Source organism: Klebsiella ornithinolytica NBRC 105727 = ATCC 31898 (assembly GCF_001598295.1).
Lineage (GTDB): Bacteria > Pseudomonadota > Gammaproteobacteria > Enterobacterales > Enterobacteriaceae > Klebsiella > Klebsiella ornithinolytica.
Genome location: NZ_BCYR01000003.1, coordinates 133,732 through 152,615, shown reverse-complemented (window position 1 = coordinate 152,615; position 18,884 = coordinate 133,732). Strand labels below are relative to the sequence as shown.

General features: G+C 54.0%; 20 protein-coding genes. 11 read left to right on the top strand and 9 right to left on the bottom strand.

The window, feature by feature from the left end; all coding sequences use genetic code 11:
* Positions 1 to 2: 2 nt before the first annotated feature.
* From urtA to ROR01S_RS08240, 3 genes are all read right to left on the bottom strand, one after another.
* Positions 3 to 1,274, bottom strand: coding sequence for an urea ABC transporter substrate-binding protein (gene urtA, locus ROR01S_RS08250; RefSeq protein WP_004862326.1), 1,272 nt, complete (start codon positions 1,272 to 1,274; stop codon positions 3 to 5).
* A gap of 175 nt (positions 1,275 to 1,449) precedes the next feature.
* The gene (locus ROR01S_RS08245) at positions 1,450 to 2,553 is read right to left on the bottom strand and encodes a cobalamin-independent methionine synthase II family protein (RefSeq protein WP_064359301.1); all 1,104 of its coding nucleotides are present in this window, start codon (positions 2,551 to 2,553) and stop codon (positions 1,450 to 1,452) included.
* Between the two features lie 192 nt (positions 2,554 to 2,745).
* Positions 2,746 to 3,138, bottom strand: a complete 393-nt coding sequence (locus tag ROR01S_RS08240; RefSeq protein ID WP_032717500.1) for a rhodanese-like domain-containing protein — start codon at positions 3,136 to 3,138, stop codon at positions 2,746 to 2,748.
* A 68-nt stretch (positions 3,139 to 3,206) separates the two neighbouring features.
* On the opposite strand from ROR01S_RS08240, the gene ftrA reads away from it, so the two are divergent.
* From ftrA to ydfZ, 4 genes are all read left to right on the top strand, one after another.
* Positions 3,207 to 4,220, top strand: a complete 1,014-nt coding sequence (gene ftrA, locus ROR01S_RS08235) for a transcriptional regulator FtrA (protein WP_032717599.1) — start codon at positions 3,207 to 3,209, stop codon at positions 4,218 to 4,220.
* 53 nt (positions 4,221 to 4,273) lie between these two features.
* A complete protein-coding gene (locus tag ROR01S_RS08230) occupies positions 4,274 to 4,489 on the top strand; it encodes a DUF4177 domain-containing protein (RefSeq protein ID WP_004862336.1) in 216 nt (71 codons plus the stop codon).
* A 148-nt stretch (positions 4,490 to 4,637) separates the two neighbouring features.
* Positions 4,638 to 4,733, top strand: a complete 96-nt coding sequence (gene mgtS, locus ROR01S_RS27005) for a protein MgtS (protein ID WP_004102377.1) — start codon at positions 4,638 to 4,640, stop codon at positions 4,731 to 4,733.
* 1,604 nt (positions 4,734 to 6,337) lie between these two features.
* Positions 6,338 to 6,541: a putative selenium delivery protein YdfZ gene (gene ydfZ / locus ROR01S_RS08225; RefSeq protein WP_004862340.1), complete on the top strand. Its 204-nt coding sequence runs from the start codon at positions 6,338 to 6,340 to the stop codon at positions 6,539 to 6,541.
* Positions 6,542 to 6,696: 155 nt separating this feature from the next.
* On the opposite strand, the gene ROR01S_RS25915 is transcribed toward ydfZ, so the two are convergent.
* Positions 6,697 to 6,957 (bottom strand): hypothetical protein, encoded by a 261-nt coding sequence (locus ROR01S_RS25915; protein ID WP_004862343.1) that lies wholly within the window; start codon positions 6,955 to 6,957, stop codon positions 6,697 to 6,699.
* Positions 6,958 to 7,168: 211 nt separating this feature from the next.
* Positions 7,169 to 8,086, bottom strand: a complete 918-nt coding sequence (locus tag ROR01S_RS08220; protein WP_064359300.1) for a LysR family transcriptional regulator — start codon at positions 8,084 to 8,086, stop codon at positions 7,169 to 7,171.
* 210 nt (positions 8,087 to 8,296) lie between these two features.
* Here ROR01S_RS08220 and ROR01S_RS08215 point away from each other — a divergent pair, with 210 nt between their 5' ends.
* Genes ROR01S_RS08215 through ROR01S_RS08205 form a run of 3 tightly spaced genes read left to right on the top strand, consistent with a single transcriptional unit; the run spans position 8,297 to position 11,030 of the window.
* Complete coding sequence (locus ROR01S_RS08215; protein WP_064359299.1) at positions 8,297 to 9,490, top strand: MFS transporter; 1,194 nt, start codon at positions 8,297 to 8,299, stop codon at positions 9,488 to 9,490.
* A 13-nt stretch (positions 9,491 to 9,503) separates the two neighbouring features.
* Entirely contained in the window at positions 9,504 to 10,532 is a 1,029-nt protein-coding gene (locus tag ROR01S_RS08210; RefSeq protein WP_064357020.1) for an alpha/beta hydrolase, read from the top strand.
* A gap of 48 nt (positions 10,533 to 10,580) precedes the next feature.
* The gene (locus ROR01S_RS08205; protein ID WP_004862353.1) at positions 10,581 to 11,030 is read left to right on the top strand and encodes a cyclophilin-like fold protein; all 450 of its coding nucleotides are present in this window, start codon (positions 10,581 to 10,583) and stop codon (positions 11,028 to 11,030) included.
* A 1-nt stretch (position 11,031) separates the two neighbouring features.
* Here the strand turns inward: ROR01S_RS08205 and ROR01S_RS08200 are convergent, their stop codons facing one another.
* Positions 11,032 to 11,808: an arylamine N-acetyltransferase family protein gene (locus ROR01S_RS08200; protein WP_032717503.1), complete on the bottom strand. Its 777-nt coding sequence runs from the start codon at positions 11,806 to 11,808 to the stop codon at positions 11,032 to 11,034.
* A 38-nt stretch (positions 11,809 to 11,846) separates the two neighbouring features.
* On the opposite strand from ROR01S_RS08200, the gene ROR01S_RS08195 reads away from it, so the two are divergent.
* Positions 11,847 to 13,343, top strand: coding sequence for an aminotransferase-like domain-containing protein (locus ROR01S_RS08195; protein WP_064359298.1), 1,497 nt, complete (start codon positions 11,847 to 11,849; stop codon positions 13,341 to 13,343).
* 233 nt (positions 13,344 to 13,576) lie between these two features.
* Here the strand turns inward: ROR01S_RS08195 and ROR01S_RS08190 are convergent, their stop codons facing one another.
* Positions 13,577 to 14,077 (bottom strand): anti-virulence regulator CigR family protein, encoded by a 501-nt coding sequence (locus ROR01S_RS08190; RefSeq protein ID WP_064359297.1) that lies wholly within the window; start codon positions 14,075 to 14,077, stop codon positions 13,577 to 13,579.
* A gap of 241 nt (positions 14,078 to 14,318) precedes the next feature.
* On the opposite strand from ROR01S_RS08190, the gene ROR01S_RS08185 reads away from it, so the two are divergent.
* On the top strand, positions 14,319 to 14,867 hold the full coding sequence (locus ROR01S_RS08185) for a GNAT family N-acetyltransferase (protein ID WP_004862362.1): 549 nt from the start codon (positions 14,319 to 14,321) through the stop codon (positions 14,865 to 14,867).
* Positions 14,868 to 14,970: 103 nt separating this feature from the next.
* On the opposite strand, the gene ROR01S_RS08180 is transcribed toward ROR01S_RS08185, so the two are convergent.
* A complete protein-coding gene (locus ROR01S_RS08180; protein ID WP_004862365.1) occupies positions 14,971 to 15,552 on the bottom strand; it encodes a cytochrome b/b6 domain-containing protein in 582 nt (193 codons plus the stop codon).
* Positions 15,553 to 15,918: 366 nt separating this feature from the next.
* Here ROR01S_RS08180 and ROR01S_RS08175 point away from each other — a divergent pair, with 366 nt between their 5' ends.
* Positions 15,919 to 16,698, top strand: a complete 780-nt coding sequence (locus tag ROR01S_RS08175) for a MerR family transcriptional regulator (RefSeq protein WP_004862368.1) — start codon at positions 15,919 to 15,921, stop codon at positions 16,696 to 16,698.
* A gap of 217 nt (positions 16,699 to 16,915) precedes the next feature.
* Positions 16,916 to 17,875 carry a YbgA family protein gene (locus ROR01S_RS08170; protein WP_004862370.1) on the top strand — a complete coding sequence of 320 codons (960 nt, stop codon included), beginning with the start codon at positions 16,916 to 16,918 and terminating at the stop codon, positions 17,873 to 17,875.
* Between the two features lie 56 nt (positions 17,876 to 17,931).
* Here the strand turns inward: ROR01S_RS08170 and ROR01S_RS08165 are convergent, their stop codons facing one another.
* A complete protein-coding gene (locus ROR01S_RS08165) occupies positions 17,932 to 18,495 on the bottom strand; it encodes a YagU family protein (RefSeq protein ID WP_004862371.1) in 564 nt (187 codons plus the stop codon).
* Positions 18,496 to 18,884 lie beyond the last annotated feature (389 nt).

Genomic DNA, 18,884 nt, shown 5'->3' with positions numbered 1-18,884 from the left:
GCTTAATTAGCGGCAGTTTTTATCGGATGATCGGGTTTCTTATCGTTGCCGGCAATCCACGGGCTCCACGGCTGGGCGCGTACCGGCTTATCGGTCTGCCAGACGACGTTGAACTGCCCGTTACTTTCGATTTCGCCAATCATCACCGGTTTGTGCAGATGGTGATTGGTCGCGTCCATAGTCAGAGTAAAGCCTGATGGCGCGTTGAAGGTCTGGCCGGCCATCGCTGCCCGCACCTTATCGACATCGGTGGTTCCCGCTTTGGTTACCGCCTGGGCCCACATGTGCAGCCCAACCCAGGTGGCTTCCATCGGGTCGTTAGTCACCACGGTATCGGCGTTTGGCAGCTTGTGGGCTTTGGCATAGGCACGGTAATCCGCCACAAACTGTTTGTTGGTCGGGTTATCGACGGACTCAAAGTAGTTCCACGCCGCCAGGTTCCCCACCAGCGGTTTGGTATCAATACCGCGCAGCTCCTCTTCACCGACCGAGAAGGCCACCACCGGCACATCGGTCGCTTTCAGCCCCTGGTTTGCCAGCTCTTTATAAAACGGGACGTTGGAATCGCCGTTGATGGTAGAAACCACCGCCGTTTTACCGCCGGCGGAGAATTTCTTAATGTTGGCAACGATGGTCTGGTAATCGCTGTAACCGAACGGGGTATAGACCTCTTCGATGTCCTTATCCTGGATCCCTTTCGCATGCAGGAATGCGCGCAGAATTTTGTTGGTGGTACGCGGATAGACGTAATCGGTGCCCAGCAGGAAGAAGCGTTTCGCCCCGCCGCCATCTTCACTCAGCAGGTATTCCACCGCCGGAATCGCCTGCTGATTCGGCGCCGCGCCGGTATAGAAGACGTTTGGCGACATCTCTTCGCCTTCGTACTGTACCGGATAGAACAGCAGGCCGTTCAGCTCTTCAAAAACCGGCAGCACCGATTTTCGCGAGACCGATGTCCAGCAGCCAAAGACCGCCGCCACTTTGTCCTGGGTTAGCAGCTGACGGGCTTTCTCCGCAAACAGCGGCCAGTTTGAGGCGGGATCGACAACCACCGGCTCGAGCTTTTTCCCCAGCACGCCGCCTTTGGCATTGATGTCGTCAATTGCCATCAGCGCCACGTCTTTCAACGGTGTTTCGGAAATCGCCATGGTCCCGGAGAGTGAATGCATAATCCCGACTTTAATGGTGTCGGCGGCATAAACCTGGAAAGAGTAGCCCATGAGAACGGTAGAGGCGGAGAGGGCAAAAGCTTTTAATAATGTTCGACGCTGCATGATTCACTCCTGAAAATCGCAAAAACGAAAAATGAATGAACGACTATCCGGAAGTGATAAGGCAAAAACGATGCCAGGTTGGCTGACGGCGGGAAAGCGCGCGACGGCGCGGCAGGAGAGAAACAGACAGGCAGCGTTGCCTCAAAACGGTGCAACGCTGCGCTATGAAGAGCGGTTACCAGACCTGAGCGGCGATCCCGGTGACCAGGCGGACTTTATCCCACTGTTGGGATTCCGTCAGCGCATTCCCCTCTTCGGTCGAGGCGAAGCCACACTGCGGGCTGAGGCAAATCTGCTGCAGCGCAACATACTGCGCGGCCTCCTGCAGACGGGCCTTCACTCCCTCCGGGTTTTCCAGCTCGCCGTTTTTGGTGGTGATTAATCCCAGCACGACCTGCTGCTTGCCCGGACGGATAAAGCGCAGCGGGGCGAAATCGCCGGAGCGGTCATTATCATACTCAAGGAAGAACGCATCGACGTTGACGCCGCCAAACAGCACCTCGGCAACCGGCTCATAACCGCCTTCCGAGATCCAGGTGGAACGGAAGTTCCCGCGACAAACGTGCAGGCCGATGGTCAAATCGTCCGGTTTGCCTTCCAGAGCCTTATTCAGCACCCGGGCATACGTTTTTGCCAGCTCGTCGGGATCGTCGCCGCGATCGCGCACCTGCTGGCGCTGTTCATCGGAACACAGATAGGCCCAGACGGTATCATCGAGCTGCAGATAGCGGCAGCCGGCATCATAGAAGGCGCGGATGGCATCGCGCCAGGTCGTCGCCAGATCGTCGAAATAGTCGGCGAGATCCGGATAAACCGTGGCATCGATATCTTTACGCCCGCCGCGGAAATGGAGCACGCTCGGGCTTGGAATGGTCATCTTCGGCTGTGCTTCGCCGCTGACGCTTTTCAGATAGCGAAAATCTTCCAGCATCGGATGATCGCCAAACGCCAGTTTGCCAATGACGCGAACGGCGTGTGCCCGGGTCTGCACGCCGTTAAACTGGATCCCTTTGTCGGAATCGTAGCGTTCAACGCCTTCTAAGCCATCGAAGAAATCGAAGTGCCACCACGCGCGGCGAAATTCCCCGTCGGTCACCACGTGCAGCCCGCAGTCACACTGCTGCCTGACCAGCTGGCGGATAGCATCATTTTCAATCTGGCGCAGCTGTTGTGCATCTATGGCGCCTTCGGCAAGCTGCTGACGCGCGACTTTTATTGCCTCTGGACGTAAAAAACTGCCGACGATATCCGCGCGGAACGGGGCCTGTTGACGTTGCATGGTGTCTCCTTAGCGGTAAGCACAAATTAGTTGCCTGCCGTGATAGTTCATTATTTGAATTTTAGACTTCTGGATGGCTATATGTCCAGATACTGTCATGCACTGCCGTCAGCGGCAAACGAGAAAATTTCATCGGTCATGAAATAAATTCATTGTGCGGCCTGCTCCCCGCAGGAAACCGGCCGCAGTGAGTTAGTCGGCGAAAGGCAGCCCCTCGTCCTGCCAGCCGGTGAGGCCGCCGAGCATCATTTTGACCGGACGCCCCAGTTCAGCCAGCCTGAGAGCGGCAATATCCGCACCGTTGCAGTGTGGGCCGGCGCAATAGACGACGAACAGCGTCTCAGCTGGCCACTCGCTCATTCGGGCGGCATCGATCAGGCGATGCGGTAAATGCAGCGCCCCGGGCAGATGCCGTCGGGCAAAGGCCTCCGGACTGCCGACAACGTGCAGCAGCACAAAATCGCAGGCCCCGTCGCGCATCGCGCTGTAGACATCCGCGCAGTCGGTTTCAAAACTCAGTTTATGCCGGAACCAGGCGGCAGCCTCGCTGGAGGTGGCTGGGGTAAAAGCAGTTACAACACTCATGGCGTATTCTCCTTGTCTGTGGTACCACTAATTTAATGAATCCGCCCACTTATCCTCTGCCGGCAACCATGACAGAAAACGTTGAAATCCTGACAAACCCTCCCGTGACGTTGTCACGCCATCGGGTCGTTGTGCTGGCCTATGATGGCCTGTGCACCTTTGAGTTTGGTATCGCGGTGGAGATCTTTGGTCTTCCCCGCCCGGAGATGGGCGAACGCTGGTACCAGTTCGCGGTCGCCGCCGTCGATGACGGTGAGCTACGTGCTACCGGCGGTATCCGGTTGATGACCGACGGCGGCATGAATTTGCTTCAGGATGCGCAGACTATCGTGGTGCCCGGCTGGCGCGGGATCGATGCGCCGATCCCGACGGCGCTGGGTGATGCCTTAGCCGCCGCCCATGCGCGAGGCTGCCGGATTATCTCAATCTGCTCCGGCGTATTTGTTCTCGCGGCCGCCGGGTTACTCAATGGCCGCAAAGCGACAACGCACTGGCGATACACGGAAAATCTGCGCCAGCGCTACCCGCTGATTGATGTCGTCGCCGATGTGTTGTACGTGGGTTCTGACGGCATTATGACCTCCGCGGGCAGCGCCGCCGGCATCGACCTGTGCCTGCACCTTGTGCGTGCGGATTTTGGGATTGAAGCCGCCAATACCGTGGCCAGGCGACTGGTTGTCTCTCCGCATCGCGACGGCGCGCAGGCGCAGCAGGTCGTCCGGCCCGTGGCCCAGGCGCGGGAAAGTCAGCGCCTGGGGCTGGTGTTTGATTATCTGTATCAGCATCTTGCCGCCAGCCATACCGTGGCGTCGCTGGCGCAACAGGCGGGGATGAGTCCTCGCACGTTTTTGCGCCGTTTTCAGGCGGCGACCGGTAAGACCCCTGCCCGCTGGCTGCTGGATGAGCGGTTGCAGCGCGCGCAGCAGCATCTGACCCATAGCCGCATCAGCATCGATAAAATCGCCGAACTCAGCGGTTTCGCCGATGCCGGCACCCTGCGCCACCATTTTCGCCAGCAGTTCGCCATCAGCCCATCTGCCTACCGGAAGAAGTTTTCTGCCGCCGCGGTTGTAAAATCGTAACAGGCGGTCACAATGGCTTTCAGTTTGCTGTCATTACGCAAGGAGCCTGTCAGATGAAAAAAGAGTGTCGAGTCGTTCTGTACAAAGAGGGGATTCTGGGGAGCATGTTTTTTGGTGAAGCGAAAGCTGACCCGGAGAAAATGAGCCGTTTTCTCAATGAGTTCACCCTGCAGGGCTGGGAAGTCAAAACGATGTCCGTGGAGCGCCGCAGAACCGGACTGTTCTGGTCGCGCGAGGCCTATCTGTTTGTCCTTGAACGACCGCTCTAATCACTCACCGCACTATTTATTTCACGGCGAAAAAGTTTTCCTGGTTAATTATTTGTTTAGGTTGACCAGGTTATTCTTTATGCAACAACCGTACACCACGTTCAATAAGGACTACTTAGCGCACACTAATCAATGATGGAGGTTAATCATGCTGGGAAATATGCATGTATTTATGGCAGTACTGGGAACAATTCTGTTCTTTGGTTTTCTTGCCGCGTATCTAAGCCACAAATGGGATGACTGATGAACGACGATAATCCCCACCCGTAACCGCCCCCTGTTGCTGACTGCACCAGGGGGCGTTCCGTTTTTAGCTTTCCGAACACAGTATTAGCTTCATTGTGAGAAATTCATTCCTTCCGCCGTACCCGGCCCCCTGATGGCAACGAGGATCGTCACTTTACCTTCATACTGAGGGTGTAGATTATTCAGCATTATTCGCGATATCGGATTCCTTGCCAGTGAAAACCCATATAGCTATTCCGTTGCTAGCTTTTTTGCTCACATTGCTAGCCGGCGTATTTTTAAACAGACCCTCCTCACGGATTATTCAAGATAAATGCATGTCGTTCGATGGCGTAATGGCATCGTGCATGACCACGCACTACCGCTCCCGCCACCGAATTTCGAAAGCTTTCCTGCATTGACAATGCTCTCTCTCTGCTGGCGGTAAGATCCCACATTTTTTCGTCATAACGACTCGGTTCGGACGCGGTGATTGGCGCTATGCCGTACTTCGGTACGATGTGGGGAGGATTATCGCCGCCCTTCGCGGAAGCTCTGCCGTCCTACCGACTTCAGGCACAGCGTGAGAGCTAGTCTTCCTGGTCTCATGCCCCGCGATAGTGCTAATTGTCGATTCTCAACAGAAAAATAGCGGTGTTGGACACCCCTTCGGTGAGTCAGCAGAAATATCACTCAGGTCAACACATCGCTTTGATGACATCGCGGCCAGGCTTCCTCATGGAATATTCCTAATTAAGGTGTGTCGCGAAGGGGAATTATTGATTCTCCATAAAATAATCACATTTTTGGTTTGGAATTGAGGCTCGCCAGTTCAGGAGTTTATTATGAAAAAAATTATCCTTGTCATTTTTGTGCTCTGCGGAGTCATGTCTCTTTCCGGATGCATCCTTCCGCCGGGAGGCCACGGAGGCGGACCCGGCGGTGGTCCTGGTGGTGGACACTTTCACGGGCCAGATCTTCGCTAAGGTGGTAAGGCCATTTTGTTACAGCTGTTAATCAAGCCACCCGCAGATTAATGCCGATCGTTTAAGGTCGGCTGCCCCCGGCATTGCGCTGCCCTCCCGTGGCCGTCACGCTGCGATATCCTTGCTGAAGGTTTTTCAGCGGCGGAATGGTCAGCATGGAATAACGGGACATGCCGCAGGGGGCTGGCGCGGCTGAAAATCGCTGAGCCGGGGCCGCCAGCATGGACAAAAACGCCCGGAGCGTTTTTGAACGACGTTGACGTCGGCCCCGAAGGGGTGAGTCCCAGGGATGGGACGAATAACCTGCAGAAGGTCCATGGGTTTATCCGGGAAATTACCCAGGGCGGTATCGATTATTAGTTCAACAGAATATTCGCGTTTATCGCTATCAACAGATAAAAAGCGACACGCTGATATTATGTTTTTTTATAAAAAAGTAAGTGTTATGCGTTCTTTAACTATTAAAATACCGCTCACCCGGAGAAGAGTCGCCTCTTAACGGCTAAAAAGTGTGACATTGATCAAACTCAAAACATGGCAGGCGCAAAGGCGTATTTATATTACGTCCGTTGCCAGGGCCCGGCCTTGTACGCAATACGGTTTTTTTTGATGCACAGAGAAAAAAGGAGAAATACCCATGGTCACTTACGATCGTAACCGCAATCCTATTACCAACGGAAGCCAGGTGATGATTAATGGGACAGGTAAAACGGGTAAAATTGTTGCTATCCACGCCAGTGGACTCACCCCCGCCCAATTACGTCGCAGCAAAACCGTTGAAGTTGAAGGGAATGAAGGTAAGTTCGAACCCGTTGAACTGATCCGTCTTGGCCTACACTAAAGACGGCAATGCCGCTGCGGCACCGGCGACTAAATATCTGGCAAGCTACTGCATAGCCGATATTCAGCAAACCGTACCGGAACGGCATTCTTATTCCCTGCCTTACGCGCCGAATATCACCTTCTGTCTGGCACAGATTCAGCAACCCGGCCTCATCATGGCTCACATTTCCAGATGGTATTTTGTACCCCGCTGCCCTTCGGCAAATTCGGGTTCATATTTGCGCTATGGACATATACTGCTTTTGATTTGCCATACTGCTGACAGGCTTTAACGGCCGTAGAATGCAAACTATCGAGACCGTACCACGCATCAGCCTGAATGCTGACCTTTTCACCATCGTTATATTGGACTGCTGCGCACCCTGATAACGTTCCTGCGAGCACAATACTCAATACTGCTGTCATACTTTTCATTAAGTTCCCCCACAATAAATGCCGGGGATTATAGTTTAAGCAACCACCCGCGTCTGGCATATTTCAGGCAAACATCGTTTACCAGAGATATCTAAATAGATCGGAGAGACAGACCGAAAGAGCGTCACTCTACAGCCGCCCAGGCATCCCCCTGTAGCATGACGGCTTCAGGTATTCATACCAGAAGCCGTCCGGGCATGAGGAAACAGAATTACCGGATCTTGTCTACGGGCTGGCGCCGACGGTAAACACGCAGCGCATCGATCACCCGCGAAAATGCGGGAGAAACTTGCTTCCGGCTGGGGTAATACAGATAGTAGCCAGGGAAAGGCTGGCACCAGGTTTCCAGCACCCGAATCAGCCGACCTTCTTCAATATGTGCGCCAAACTCTTGCTCAGGTAAAAAAGCGATGCCTAATCCGGCCAGTGCGGCGGTGACAATATGCTCTGAAGTGTTGAACGTCACCTGCCCGTTCACCCGAACGTTCAAATCACCACCTTCCTGATCAAAATCCCAGACGTACAGCCCTCCGGATTTGACCATTCTCTGGTTTATACAGCAGTGTTGCGTCAGTTCATGCGGAGTCTGCGGAATCGGGTAGCGTGAAAAATACTCCGGCGAAGCCACGGCCGCCATGCGTAATTCCGGGCCAATCGGTATCGCAATCATATCTTTATCAATGGTGTCGCCCAGACGCACTCCAGCATCAAAGCGGTCGGCAACAATATCGCGGAAACCGTGATTAGCATCGAACTCAATATGAATATCCGGGTATTCACGCAGAAGCGGCGTCAGTTTGGGTAATAAGGTGGTACGTAACACATCCGGCCCGCAGGTAATTCGTACCGTACCGGCAGGTTTGTCACGCAGTTCCGTGAGCATATCCAGTTCAGCTTCAATTTCATCAAAACGATTGCCGATGGCCTGCAGCAGCCGCTCTCCGGCTGCGGTGGGCGACACGCTGCGGGTGGTTCGGGTAAGGAGACGAATTTGCATGCGCTCTTCCAGGGCTGAAATCGCCTGACTGAGAGCGGGTTGCGTCACACCAAGATGCGCCGCCGCTCGGGTAAAACTCCCTTCACGGGCAACAGTGACAAAATAAAGAAGGTCATTCAGGTTGCGTTTCATTCGGCTGACACTCCCGATTAATAACTCAGGCTTATAAGCCTATTAAGTATTCATTAGCTAGTCAGGCTACACCAGTCATGTAAAACTTTCAGTAATTGATAAGCGTCAACAGCATGTTTATGCGTGCGTTTTTTGTCGTTATTCCCGTGAATAGCGTCCGGCCCCGGCTTGCCTGAATTCAGCCGGGTCGATATTCAGAGGTAGCCGTTTATGTCCACACTCAGTCATGAAAATTCATATCACCAGGAGCGCGCATACTGGAGCGGTGTGCTGGCGATGACGCTCTGCGTCTTTGTGCTTATCGCCTCAGAATTTATGCCTGTTAGCCTGCTGACGCCCATCGCGGCCGACCTCAGGGTGAGTGAAGGGCTGGCTGGACAGGGGATCGCCATTTCCGGGGCGCTGGCGGTGTTGACCAGCCTGTCTCTTTCGACTCTTGCCGGGAATCTGAATCGTAAATATCTGCTGCTGGGCATGACGGCATTAATGGCTTTATCGGCAACTATGGTCGCCCTGTCCCCCAGCTACCTGATTTATATGACGGGTCGCGCCCTGATTGGCATTGCGATCGGTGGCTTCTGGTCGATGTCTGCCGCCACTGCGCTGCGTCTGGTGCCACGGCGCCGGGTCCCTCACGCATTAGCTATTTTCAATGGCGGTAATGCCCTGGCAACCGTTATCGCGGCACCGCTCGGCAGTTATCTCGGCGCCGTAATGGGCTGGCGCGGAGCGTTCCTCTGCCTTGTTCCGGTAGCGATCGCCGCCTTCATCTGGCAGTGCTTCAGCCTCCCCGCGATGGCACCCGACAACAACAGGCAGCCCGGGCGTTCTGCTTTTCATCTGCTCTCCCGTCCCGTTGTTGCCGTTGGCCTGCTGGCCTGCGGGCTGTTCTTTATGGGGCAGTTCTCGTTATTCACCTACGTACGGCCGTTTCTTGAAACCGTCACCCGGGTGGATATCAGCGCCTTATCGCTCATTTTGCTGACCATCGGGATAGCGGGTTTTATTGGCACGCTGGTGATCAGTCATTTTTTAAAGCGGGGCCTTTATTCAACGCTTGCAGCCATCTCTTCGCTCATGGCTGTCGTCGCCGTGACGCTCATACTCACGGGCCAACACCTCTGGTTTGTCGTGCCGCTACTGGGGTTCTGGGGACTGATGGCGACAGCTGCACCAACCGGATGGTGGGCCTGGGTCGCGCGTACGCTGCCTGATGATGCCGAAGCCGGCGGCGGCCTGATGGTCGCGGCGATCCAGCTTTCTATCGCCCTGGGTTCCACGCTTGGCGGCCTGGCGTTTGATCACACCGGCTGGCAGAGCACTTTTGCGCTGAGTAGCGGGCTGCTGATTGTCGCTGCGGGGTTAACCATTCTGACATCACGTAAAACACACCACTCACAATAGAGGATAAAACTCCATGAAAAATATGACGCTGGCGCTGGGGCTGTTAATCAGCTCGTTTGCCGCCTCTGCGGCGGATATGTCAAAAGGCGCCGACAACTTTTATAAAAGCGATAAGGTTATCCAGCAAAAGGTGACGTTTAAAAACCAGTACCAGATGAGCGTTGTAGGCAATTTATTTATTCCGAAAACGCTGGACAAGAATGTCAAAAATCCGGCAATTATTGTCGGACATCCGATGGGGGCGGTAAAAGAGCAAAGCTCGAATCTGTATGCGCAAAAACTGGCGGATCGGGGCTTTGTGACGCTGGCAATCGATCTCTCCTTTTGGGGTGAAAGTGAAGGTAAACCGGGTCATCTGATTTCGCCGGAAATATATTCTGATGACTTCAGCGCGGCAGTTGATTACCTCAGTAGCCAGCCGTACGTTGATCCTGAGAATATCGGCGTGCTGGGGATTTGTGGCAGCGGCAGCTTTGTTATCAGCGCGGCCAAAATTGACCCCAGGATGAAAGCGATTGCCACTGTCAGCATGTATGACATGGGCTCGGCTTTCCGCAATGGCCTGAATCATTCCCAGACGCCAGAGCAACGTCAGTCCTTCATCCAGTCGGCCATCGAACAGCGACAGGCCGAATTTAACGGTGCAGAGAAGGCATATATTCCGGGGACCGTAAACAAGCTGGATGACGCCACACCGGCCATACAGCGTGAGTTTTTTGATTTCTATCGTACAGCGCGAGGCGGCTATACCCCGCAGGGCGAGAAAGAGGCGCTGACCACCAAACCGCTGTTAAGCAGCATTGGCAAATTTATGAATTTCTATCCGTTCAACGATATTGAAACCATTGCCCCGCGCCCAATGCTGTTTATTACCGGCGCCAATGCGCATTCAAAAGAGTTTAGCGAGGATGCCTATGCGCGCGCAGCTCAACCGAAAGAGCTCTATATCGTTGCTGGTGCAGGCCATGTCGATCTGTACGACCGAACGGATCTGATCCCTTTTGCGAAGCTGACGTCATTCTTTAAAACCAATCTGAAATAGTGCTACCCGCCGCTCCCATAAAGGGAGCGGAAAATTTACAGGAGAGCCATGTTGAATAAACCGTTAGCGCTGTTATTTGTCCTGGTTAATCATTGTGTGTTTCCCGTTTATGCCGGGGGTGCTGTTCCGTCAGGTAAGGAGAAGCCGATGATTGTGAAATTGACCCTCCATCAACAGAGTTACGACGTTGAGCTTGCTGATAATCCGACAGCGAAGGCGTTTATCAAACAGCTGCCGTTAACGCTGACGATGCAGGAGCTTAACGGCAATGAGAAATTCGCTGACTTACCCCATCCTTTACCCCCCAATCCCATCCGCCCTGAAACCCTCTATCAGGGGGATCTCATGTTATACGGTGGTCATACTGTTGTTCTTTTTTACGAGACCTTTCGCACATCCTACAGCTATACGCCGATCGGCAAGGTCGTTGCGGCGAATAAGCTGCAAGATGCCGTTGGGCGCGGTAACATTAAAGTCAGCTTCTCGATGATGAAATAGCTTAAACCTGAACGGTCTGCACAAGCGCGAAACGGTTTTCCAGCGCATGCGCAATTTCGTCTTCTGTCAGCCACTGCTTTTCTACCCTGTCTGCAGTAATGGTCTTAAGCATATTGCCCAGCAGAATATAGCGCCCCTCGGGTCGATGCTGGATGACAAGCAGCTTTTGTACAAAGACCGCATCGGGGTGCGTGGAGTTAAGGTAATTAGCCGGAACAAAATCAATCCATTCCTGAGGCGACAGGTCAAAACCGTATTGATCGCACCAGTCTCCGTCAACCCTGGCCTGAAGCAGATAGTCTCCACTCGCATCGCGACTCAGCCGGAACGTATCAAAATCCTGAATGATGTCCGTATCCAGTTCGTCTAAGGCCAGCGGCGCGCGGATACCGTAGCTACCAAACCCAAGGTCGCACAGCCATTGACGGCCATCAACTTCGGCAATGACCGCCATATGGGTTTTAGGCCGGCGCGCGGGATAGAACATTGGCCGCGCCGCGACAAAACGGTAGGTTATACCCAGCGTCTCCAGCGCCATCGTAAACAGTCCGTTGAGTTCATAGCAGTAGCCGCCCCGGCTCTGCTGTAATAATTTGTTGGCAATATCATCAGGCTCCATCGAAACGATTTTACCTGCCTGTACGTCCAGATTCTCAAAGGGGAGCGCAAAGAGCTGGTGGCGCATGAGCGCCTGTAGCGTGGCGGTATCGGCAGCCGCAGGCCCGCTATAGCCTATGCGCCGGAAGTAGAGGGAAAGATCAAAATTGTCGCTGTGCATGGGACTTCCTTGGCTGGTTTGTGTTGCCCACACTATAGATGGCGCCTCGTATCGCCTGTATAGTCAGATTTATCAAAAATCAGACTATACAGATTACGATGTCCGACCCGTCCCCGCCGACTCCCCACTATCGCCGAATAGCCGAATTGCTGCGGCTGACGCTGACTTCAGGCGCTTTGCGCACAGGAGATCGGATTATTTCCGCGCGTAAACTGGCCGAGCGCGAGCAGGTCAGCCTTCCCACGGCGCTGGAGGCCCTACGTTATCTTGAGGCGGAGGGGCTGATTATCGCGCGACCACGCTCAGGTTACTTTGTCCACCAGATCATCTCCGCCGGGGAGAGGCCGGGAACCGCCTCTTTACCCGTCCCCGTGCCGGTAACCATGTCCGCAATAGCCCGCTCATTGTTCGGGAGCGCCGAGGCGCGCCTGGTCCCGCTTGGCGCCGCGCTACCGGATCCCGCCAGGCTTCCCGTAGATACTCTGCAAAGGGCATTGCAGACTGCAGGTCGTCGGCTTGATGCGCGCGGGCAGAGCTACAGCCTGCCCCCGGGGAGAGCAGACCTGCGCAGAAAGATTGCCGCGCGCGCGGCACAGTGGGGGGCACTTTTTGGCGCGGATGACCTTATCATTACCGCAGGGGCAACCCAGGCGCTACGCCTGGCTCTCCGCGCCGTGTGCCAACCGGGTGATGCCGTGGCAATTGAGCAGCCTGCCTACTTCGGCACGCTCCTGCTGTTGGAGGATCTGGGCCTGAAGGCATTACAGATCCCCACTGATCCTGTTGAAGGTTTACTGTTGGCGCCGCTTGAAGAAGCCCTTCAGCGCCACCGTCCTGCGGCCGTTCTTGCCTCACCCACGGTGCAGAATCCGTTAGGTGCCAGCATGCCCGTCGCGCGCAAGCGGGATCTGGTGGCCCTGCTTGCCGGCATGGGCATCCCTTTAATTGAGGACGATGTGTATGGCGATCTGGCCGGGGATGCGCAGCGTCCGCCTGCGTGTAAAGCCTTCGACAGGTGCGGAAATGTTATTTATTGCAGCTCACTGTCTAAGACCCTGGCGCCGGGCTGGAGAATCGGCTGGATTGCAGCCGGACGCTATCACTCAACGGTATTGCAGGCCCGAATGGCCGGAGAGTGGGCCGGCGCGCCGCTGATTGAAGCCGCGGCGAGCGAGCTCCTGGCAAGTGGTGATTATGACAGGCATCTGCGGCAGCTGAAGCTCCGCATTGCGCAAGGGATGCAGGCTATCATCGCACAGGTTGAAACAAGCTTCCCACCGGGCACGCGGGTAGCCGCTCCAGAAGCCGGTTTTCTGATTTGGGTAAAGCTTCCGTCAAAGATAGATGCGCTGGAGGTACATCGTCGCGCACTCGCCCTTGGCATTGGCGTCAGTCCGGGACCGTTGTTTTCCCCGGGGGCGGCAGAACTGCAAAACTTCCTGCGCCTGAACGGTGCCAATGAACCCACCCGCCATCTTTTGAAGGCTGTGGAACAACTCGGTCGCTTGTGCCACGACCTGGCCTCGGAACATTGACAGCGGATATTTCTGGGGTCAGCCCATCCACCTTATGATCGGGTCTGCGGGTAAATAATGGCCCGGGTCACGATACCCGCCTTGTGCCAGAGGCAGACGTTACCGGGATATTCCCGTTAAGCCAATGAGGACAAAATCACCCGCTCGTAAGACGCTTCGCCCTGGCTGCCCTTTGCTGTTTCGCGGATAAAAAAGCCCCGCATTTGCGGGGCCTCAGAGCAAACGGTTTACCGTTAGTCAAAAACACCATTAATGATTGATGTAACGATGGCCGTACTTAATGCGACCAGCACCAAATCATGGCCCACCGCACGCCATTCATATCCTGGATAATAGGGTAAATCGTTAATCATGGATGCCGGGAGCGTTTTCTTCGCAATCCCCGGAGGCAATGGCTTGCCCCGGACTAAATTCCTGGCGATACCCGGAGGGAGCGCCTTATAACCCACCAGACCATAATTTACTGCCAGGGAGCGCGCCCGCGAGAAGCTGATATCGGAGTCAACATGGTCTGGTTTCCCATAGTTCTTGCGGTTGCCATGATCCTCAGCCGACTTCCCCTGGCCCTGGTTGTTATGGTCGCCGCTGTTGCCATGATTGCCGCTGTTCCCGTGGTTCCCCCCGCCATTGCCATGCCCACCGCCGTTTCCTGGGTTGGCATAAACCGGCGCAGCAAGAACAACAAGAGATATAACCGCCGCAAGTGCAGTTTTGAGAGTGCGACGCTTAAACATGATAACTGTTCCTTAAGATTACGTTGACACTTAAAACATATGACAAAGCTATACCCTTAACAATTTCATGTTTTCTTATTTTTGGATGATTCTGCAGCCATCATCAATTCCCATCGATATTTCAGCAGATAAACCGGGCATCATTAACCGGAGAGATGTTCAGCATTTTCGAAAGGCATTGAGGCAATCCCTGGATGAATGTTAGTTTAGGCACAAACTTATCCCGGCGACTTATCCCATCATGATCGTAGCGACGACTTCACGACTTTTTATTCGTTCTTTTAAAGAAAAAGATGCCCTGCCGCTGCTGGAATACCTGTCTTCCCCTCGCGTGCCCTGTTTTCAGGATGAAAAGCTCAATTCCATTGCGCAAGCCAAGGAAGACGTCATCAAAAGGGCCAGTGACGCAAGCCAGTTTGCAGTTTGCCTCAAGGAAAGCGATCGGCTCATCGGGCACCTGTTTGCCGACAACGACGAAGAGCCGGACCACAATACCTGGTCCGTGGGCTGGCATTTTAATCAACGTTATGAGGGTCAGGGCTTTGCGACGGAAGCCGTTTCCGCGCTTTTTCACTATCTGTTTACGGCGAAAGAAGCCCGCCGTTTGTATGCCTATGTTGAAGACTACAATCAGGCCTCTCAGAAACTTTGTGAACGTCTTCAGATGCGCCAGGAAGGCTGTTTTAAAGAGTTTGTTTCGTTTGTGACCGCCAGCGGCGAACGACGATATGACAATACCTGTATTTATGCTCTTCTGAAGAAAGAATGGAATTTACAATATAAGCCGTAAATATTGATGCGCAATTCACGTCTCGCACATGGCCGCCAGGTAAAATCCTGACGGCGTTTTTTGTCGGGCACAATAATGAAACCCCTTTCTCGCGGTAACATGATTATTCAGTCACGGGATTATTCCTTTGGCTGCGGACTTTCAGGAAAATATGCAGTAATCCCATTGCGCCGTGGGCCCAGAAATATGTCTCAATAAATACGGTCAGGAATTTATGCAAGCCCAGGACATCATGTGCCAACGCAGAGGATGGACCAAGCGCTGTATTCAGCACAAACCAGAGCCCGCCACACAGAGCCACGCCCAGCAGTGCCAGAACCCCCAGCCCCTGAATAAATGCCGCCACTCCCCCGGCATGCGCGTCAGGAAGACGTAATGAAATCAGCGTCTTGAAATCGACAACCATGCCGCGAAAATCGAGCTTCAGCCAGGCAAAATAGTAATGAAAACCACGCTGTGTCAGCATCCAGATAAGCATCACAATCCCCAGAGCAATCAATGTAAATCCGGAGATAACGTGAAACCAGGTCACGAACCCAGCCAGGTTAACCTCGCCGAGGGCCTCACTTTCAGTGAAGTCAGAGTTAATAATCTGCAATAAAACCAATATCGCGACGCTGATATGTAGCGCGCGAAAAAAAGGGGTATCGCGGTGAGGAAGCGCCTGACATAACCGGTCTTTCATGATTTAACCACTTTGTTTACGGGAAAGTTAATTTCATCAGTATCGTTGCGGTTAATTAACGAAACCTTAAAGCCGCAGTGAAATTATCAATTTATTCCATTTCAGGATCCGCGCAAGCGCCTGCGGTTGTTCGCGGAGACCGATAACCGACGGGCGCCCGGAATCGACAGTAACGCGGTGGCGGGAAGCGGAATTTAACGTCATCGCGAACGTTGAAATAACGCCGTTCGGCGGCATGAGCGGAACCTGATGTCATCTGCGCAATCGCGGCGACCGCGCAGGGCAACGCGGGCGTCGGTCATTTAACATTTACCCGGTAATAATTCATAGTATATTGGGACTTTTCTCTCTTATCAGGTCTCCTTCATGTCTTACTCCATCGGTGAATTTGCCCGGCTTTGCGGGATCAACCCCACTACGCTTCGCGCCTGGCAGCGCCGATATGGCCTGCTCAAACCGCGGCGTACAGAGGGTGGACACCGTCTGTACAGTGATGATGATGTTCAGCTGGCGCTCAAAATTCTCGACTGGATTCAAAAAGGGGTTCCCGTCAGCCAGGTGAAACCTCTGCTGGATAGCCCCGTCGCGAGGCGGACTGACAACTGGTCAAGCCTGCAGGAAACCATGCTGCAGCGGCTTAAAGAGGGGAAAATCGACGCCCTGCGCCAGCTAATCTACGATGCAGGCCGCGAGTCCCCGCGCCCGGAGCTGGTTACGAAAGTACTGCGTCCGCTGCGCGGTAAACTGTCTGCCCGCATCCCGACAATGATGACGCTGCGCGAAATTCTCGACGGGATCATTATCGCCTATACCTCGTTTTGCCTCGAAGGCGATAAAAAAGCGCCGGGAGATAACTGGCTGATAGCCGGCTGGCATCTCTCCGACCCCTGCGAAATCTGGCTGGAGGCCCTCGCCCGTACCGGCCAGGGCCAGCGTATCGATCTCCTTCCCGTCCCGCCGGCGGCTCTGGCGCCCGAGGTTTTCCCGCAGCGAAACTGGCTGCTGGTCACCTCCGGAACACTGACCGCTGCCCGCAAAAAACAGATCGCATGCTGGCGGCAGCAGGTCAGCGCCCTCGACGTTATCTCCCTTTCCTCCGGCGATATCTCGCCGGACGCGACCGCCGATACCAGTCAAAGAGATTGAGTCCTCCGGACTTTAGTACATCGCCTGACGGTAAAGGACCGATGAAAACCGTTAAATATAACCACTTGAATTAAATAGATAATAATAAATATCCTCGCTAATACTTGGACAAATATTAGTTATTGTGTAAGTTTTAAGTATGTGAAGACGTCGCGCGGGCCGGCAACCGGTGGTCCCCCTGTTCTTCCTACAACCAATGCACTAAGAGGATGGCACCATGAACACGCAACCCGCAGTCGGCATCAGCGCATGTTTAACCGGCTCAGCCGTACGCTTTGACGGCGGGCATAAACGTATGGGCTTTGTCATGGACGAACTGGCGGATTGGGTCGCCTTCAAACCCGTCTGTCCGGAGATGGCCATCGGCCTGCCCGCTCCTCGCCCGGCTCTTCGTCTGGTGCAAACCAACGAAGGAGCCATTGAGATGCGTTTTAGCCAAACGCCCCACGATGATGTGACGGAGAAAATGGCCGAATTTAGCGCCTCATTTCTCCCCCGCGTGGATGCCCTCTCTGGCTTTGTTGTCTGTGCTAAATCGCCCAGCTGCGGTATGGAGCGCGTGCGGCTGTATGACGAAAATGGTCACCGTGGGCGTAAAGAGGGAGTGGGTCTTTTCACGCAGCAATTGCTGATGCACTACCCGTGGCTGCCCGTAGAAGAGGATGGCCGCCTGCACGATCCGGTGCTGCGGGAGAACTTTGTTGAGCGCGTTTTCGCTCTGCACCAGTTAACTACCCTGCGAGCGCAGGGACTTAGCCGCCGTGCGCTCCTGGATTTCCATAGCCAGTACAAACTGCAGCTGCTGGCGCACGACCAGGCGGGCTATCGCGAAATTGGGCCTTTCGTTGCCTCCCTTCACCAGTGGGAAGATCTGGATGCCTTCTTTGTCGCTTATCGCGCGAAGCTGATGGCGATTCTTAAACAACCCGCTTCGCGGAAAAACCATACCAACGTGCTGATGCATATCCAGGGCTACTTTCGCGATCGGCTCAATAGTCGTCAGCGCGGCGAACTTCGCGAGGTGATCCTCAACTATCGCGCCGGTTTGCTGCCAATACTCGCGCCGATGACATTGCTCAAACATTATCTGGGCGAATTTCCAGACCGCTATCTGCTGACGCAAAACTACTTTAATCCCTATCCCCAGGATTTAGGTCTGCGCCTGAGACTCCTCTGATGACGTAAAACGGGCCCGCCGTCGCGAGCCCGTCATTGCCATCGCTTTTCCGGCAATTATCTGAACGGTGAATTCAGCGGAACTTCAGCATCAGGTTCATGAGTGATACGGTTTCGCAGATCGCGGCGGATCATCTCTATCGCCCAGAACCAGAAAATATGCCCGACCAGTTCCGAAATATATTCATCGGCGGGGATATTAAGCAGAGAAGGCGTCAGACCTAATAAAGGGAAAGAGATCCAGTGAACGGCGATAGTAGCAACAATACCCGCCCATACCCCCTGCCATAATTTTACTTTGGGGAAAACTTCTGCCACCACGCAATAGCCAATGGCAAATACCAGCGAGAAAATAATATGCGTCACCATCACCGGATTGATGATGTGCTCTGAGAAGGTATAAACGGTGTGAGTAGGATCAATCCCCAGGTAATCACGTAAAAAAAGATAGGGTGGATTAAATTCATCCCTGCCGCCGGAGAAAGTACGGGGCGGTAACGGAACTTCAGCCCCCCACTTCACAAATGCCGACATAATACCCGCAATGATCCCAACGCCTGTTGCCACGCCATAACGCCGGCGCCCGGGTTCCGTTTGTGCAAAGAAGTCCTTGATAGCCATCGATTACCACCTGATTATTTTTAGAATGAATACATTAGCTATGTTTAATGTTACTCACGACCGGCCATATTGATCGCGATCACACTTTTGTCTATGAGAACAATTTTTATTCGTATCTCTTTGCTCGTCAGGTCAATACGTTACCTTCTCTCGGCATACGTTTCTCGCCGGCAAAAATCGTCATTAACCCTGTTCTTAGCGCAAAATAGCGGCAAACTAACGCACGTTACCATGAAGAGGCGTCGGGGAGTCCAGCCGTTCAGGCACGGTCATGCCCCCTGCTTTGCCATCGCTGTCCCGGCACGCAGATGTTTTACTGAATGACGAAGGACGGCCAACAGCAAAGAGATACTGAACGATTGCCGGGTGAATCCGGAGCAGAGAGATCG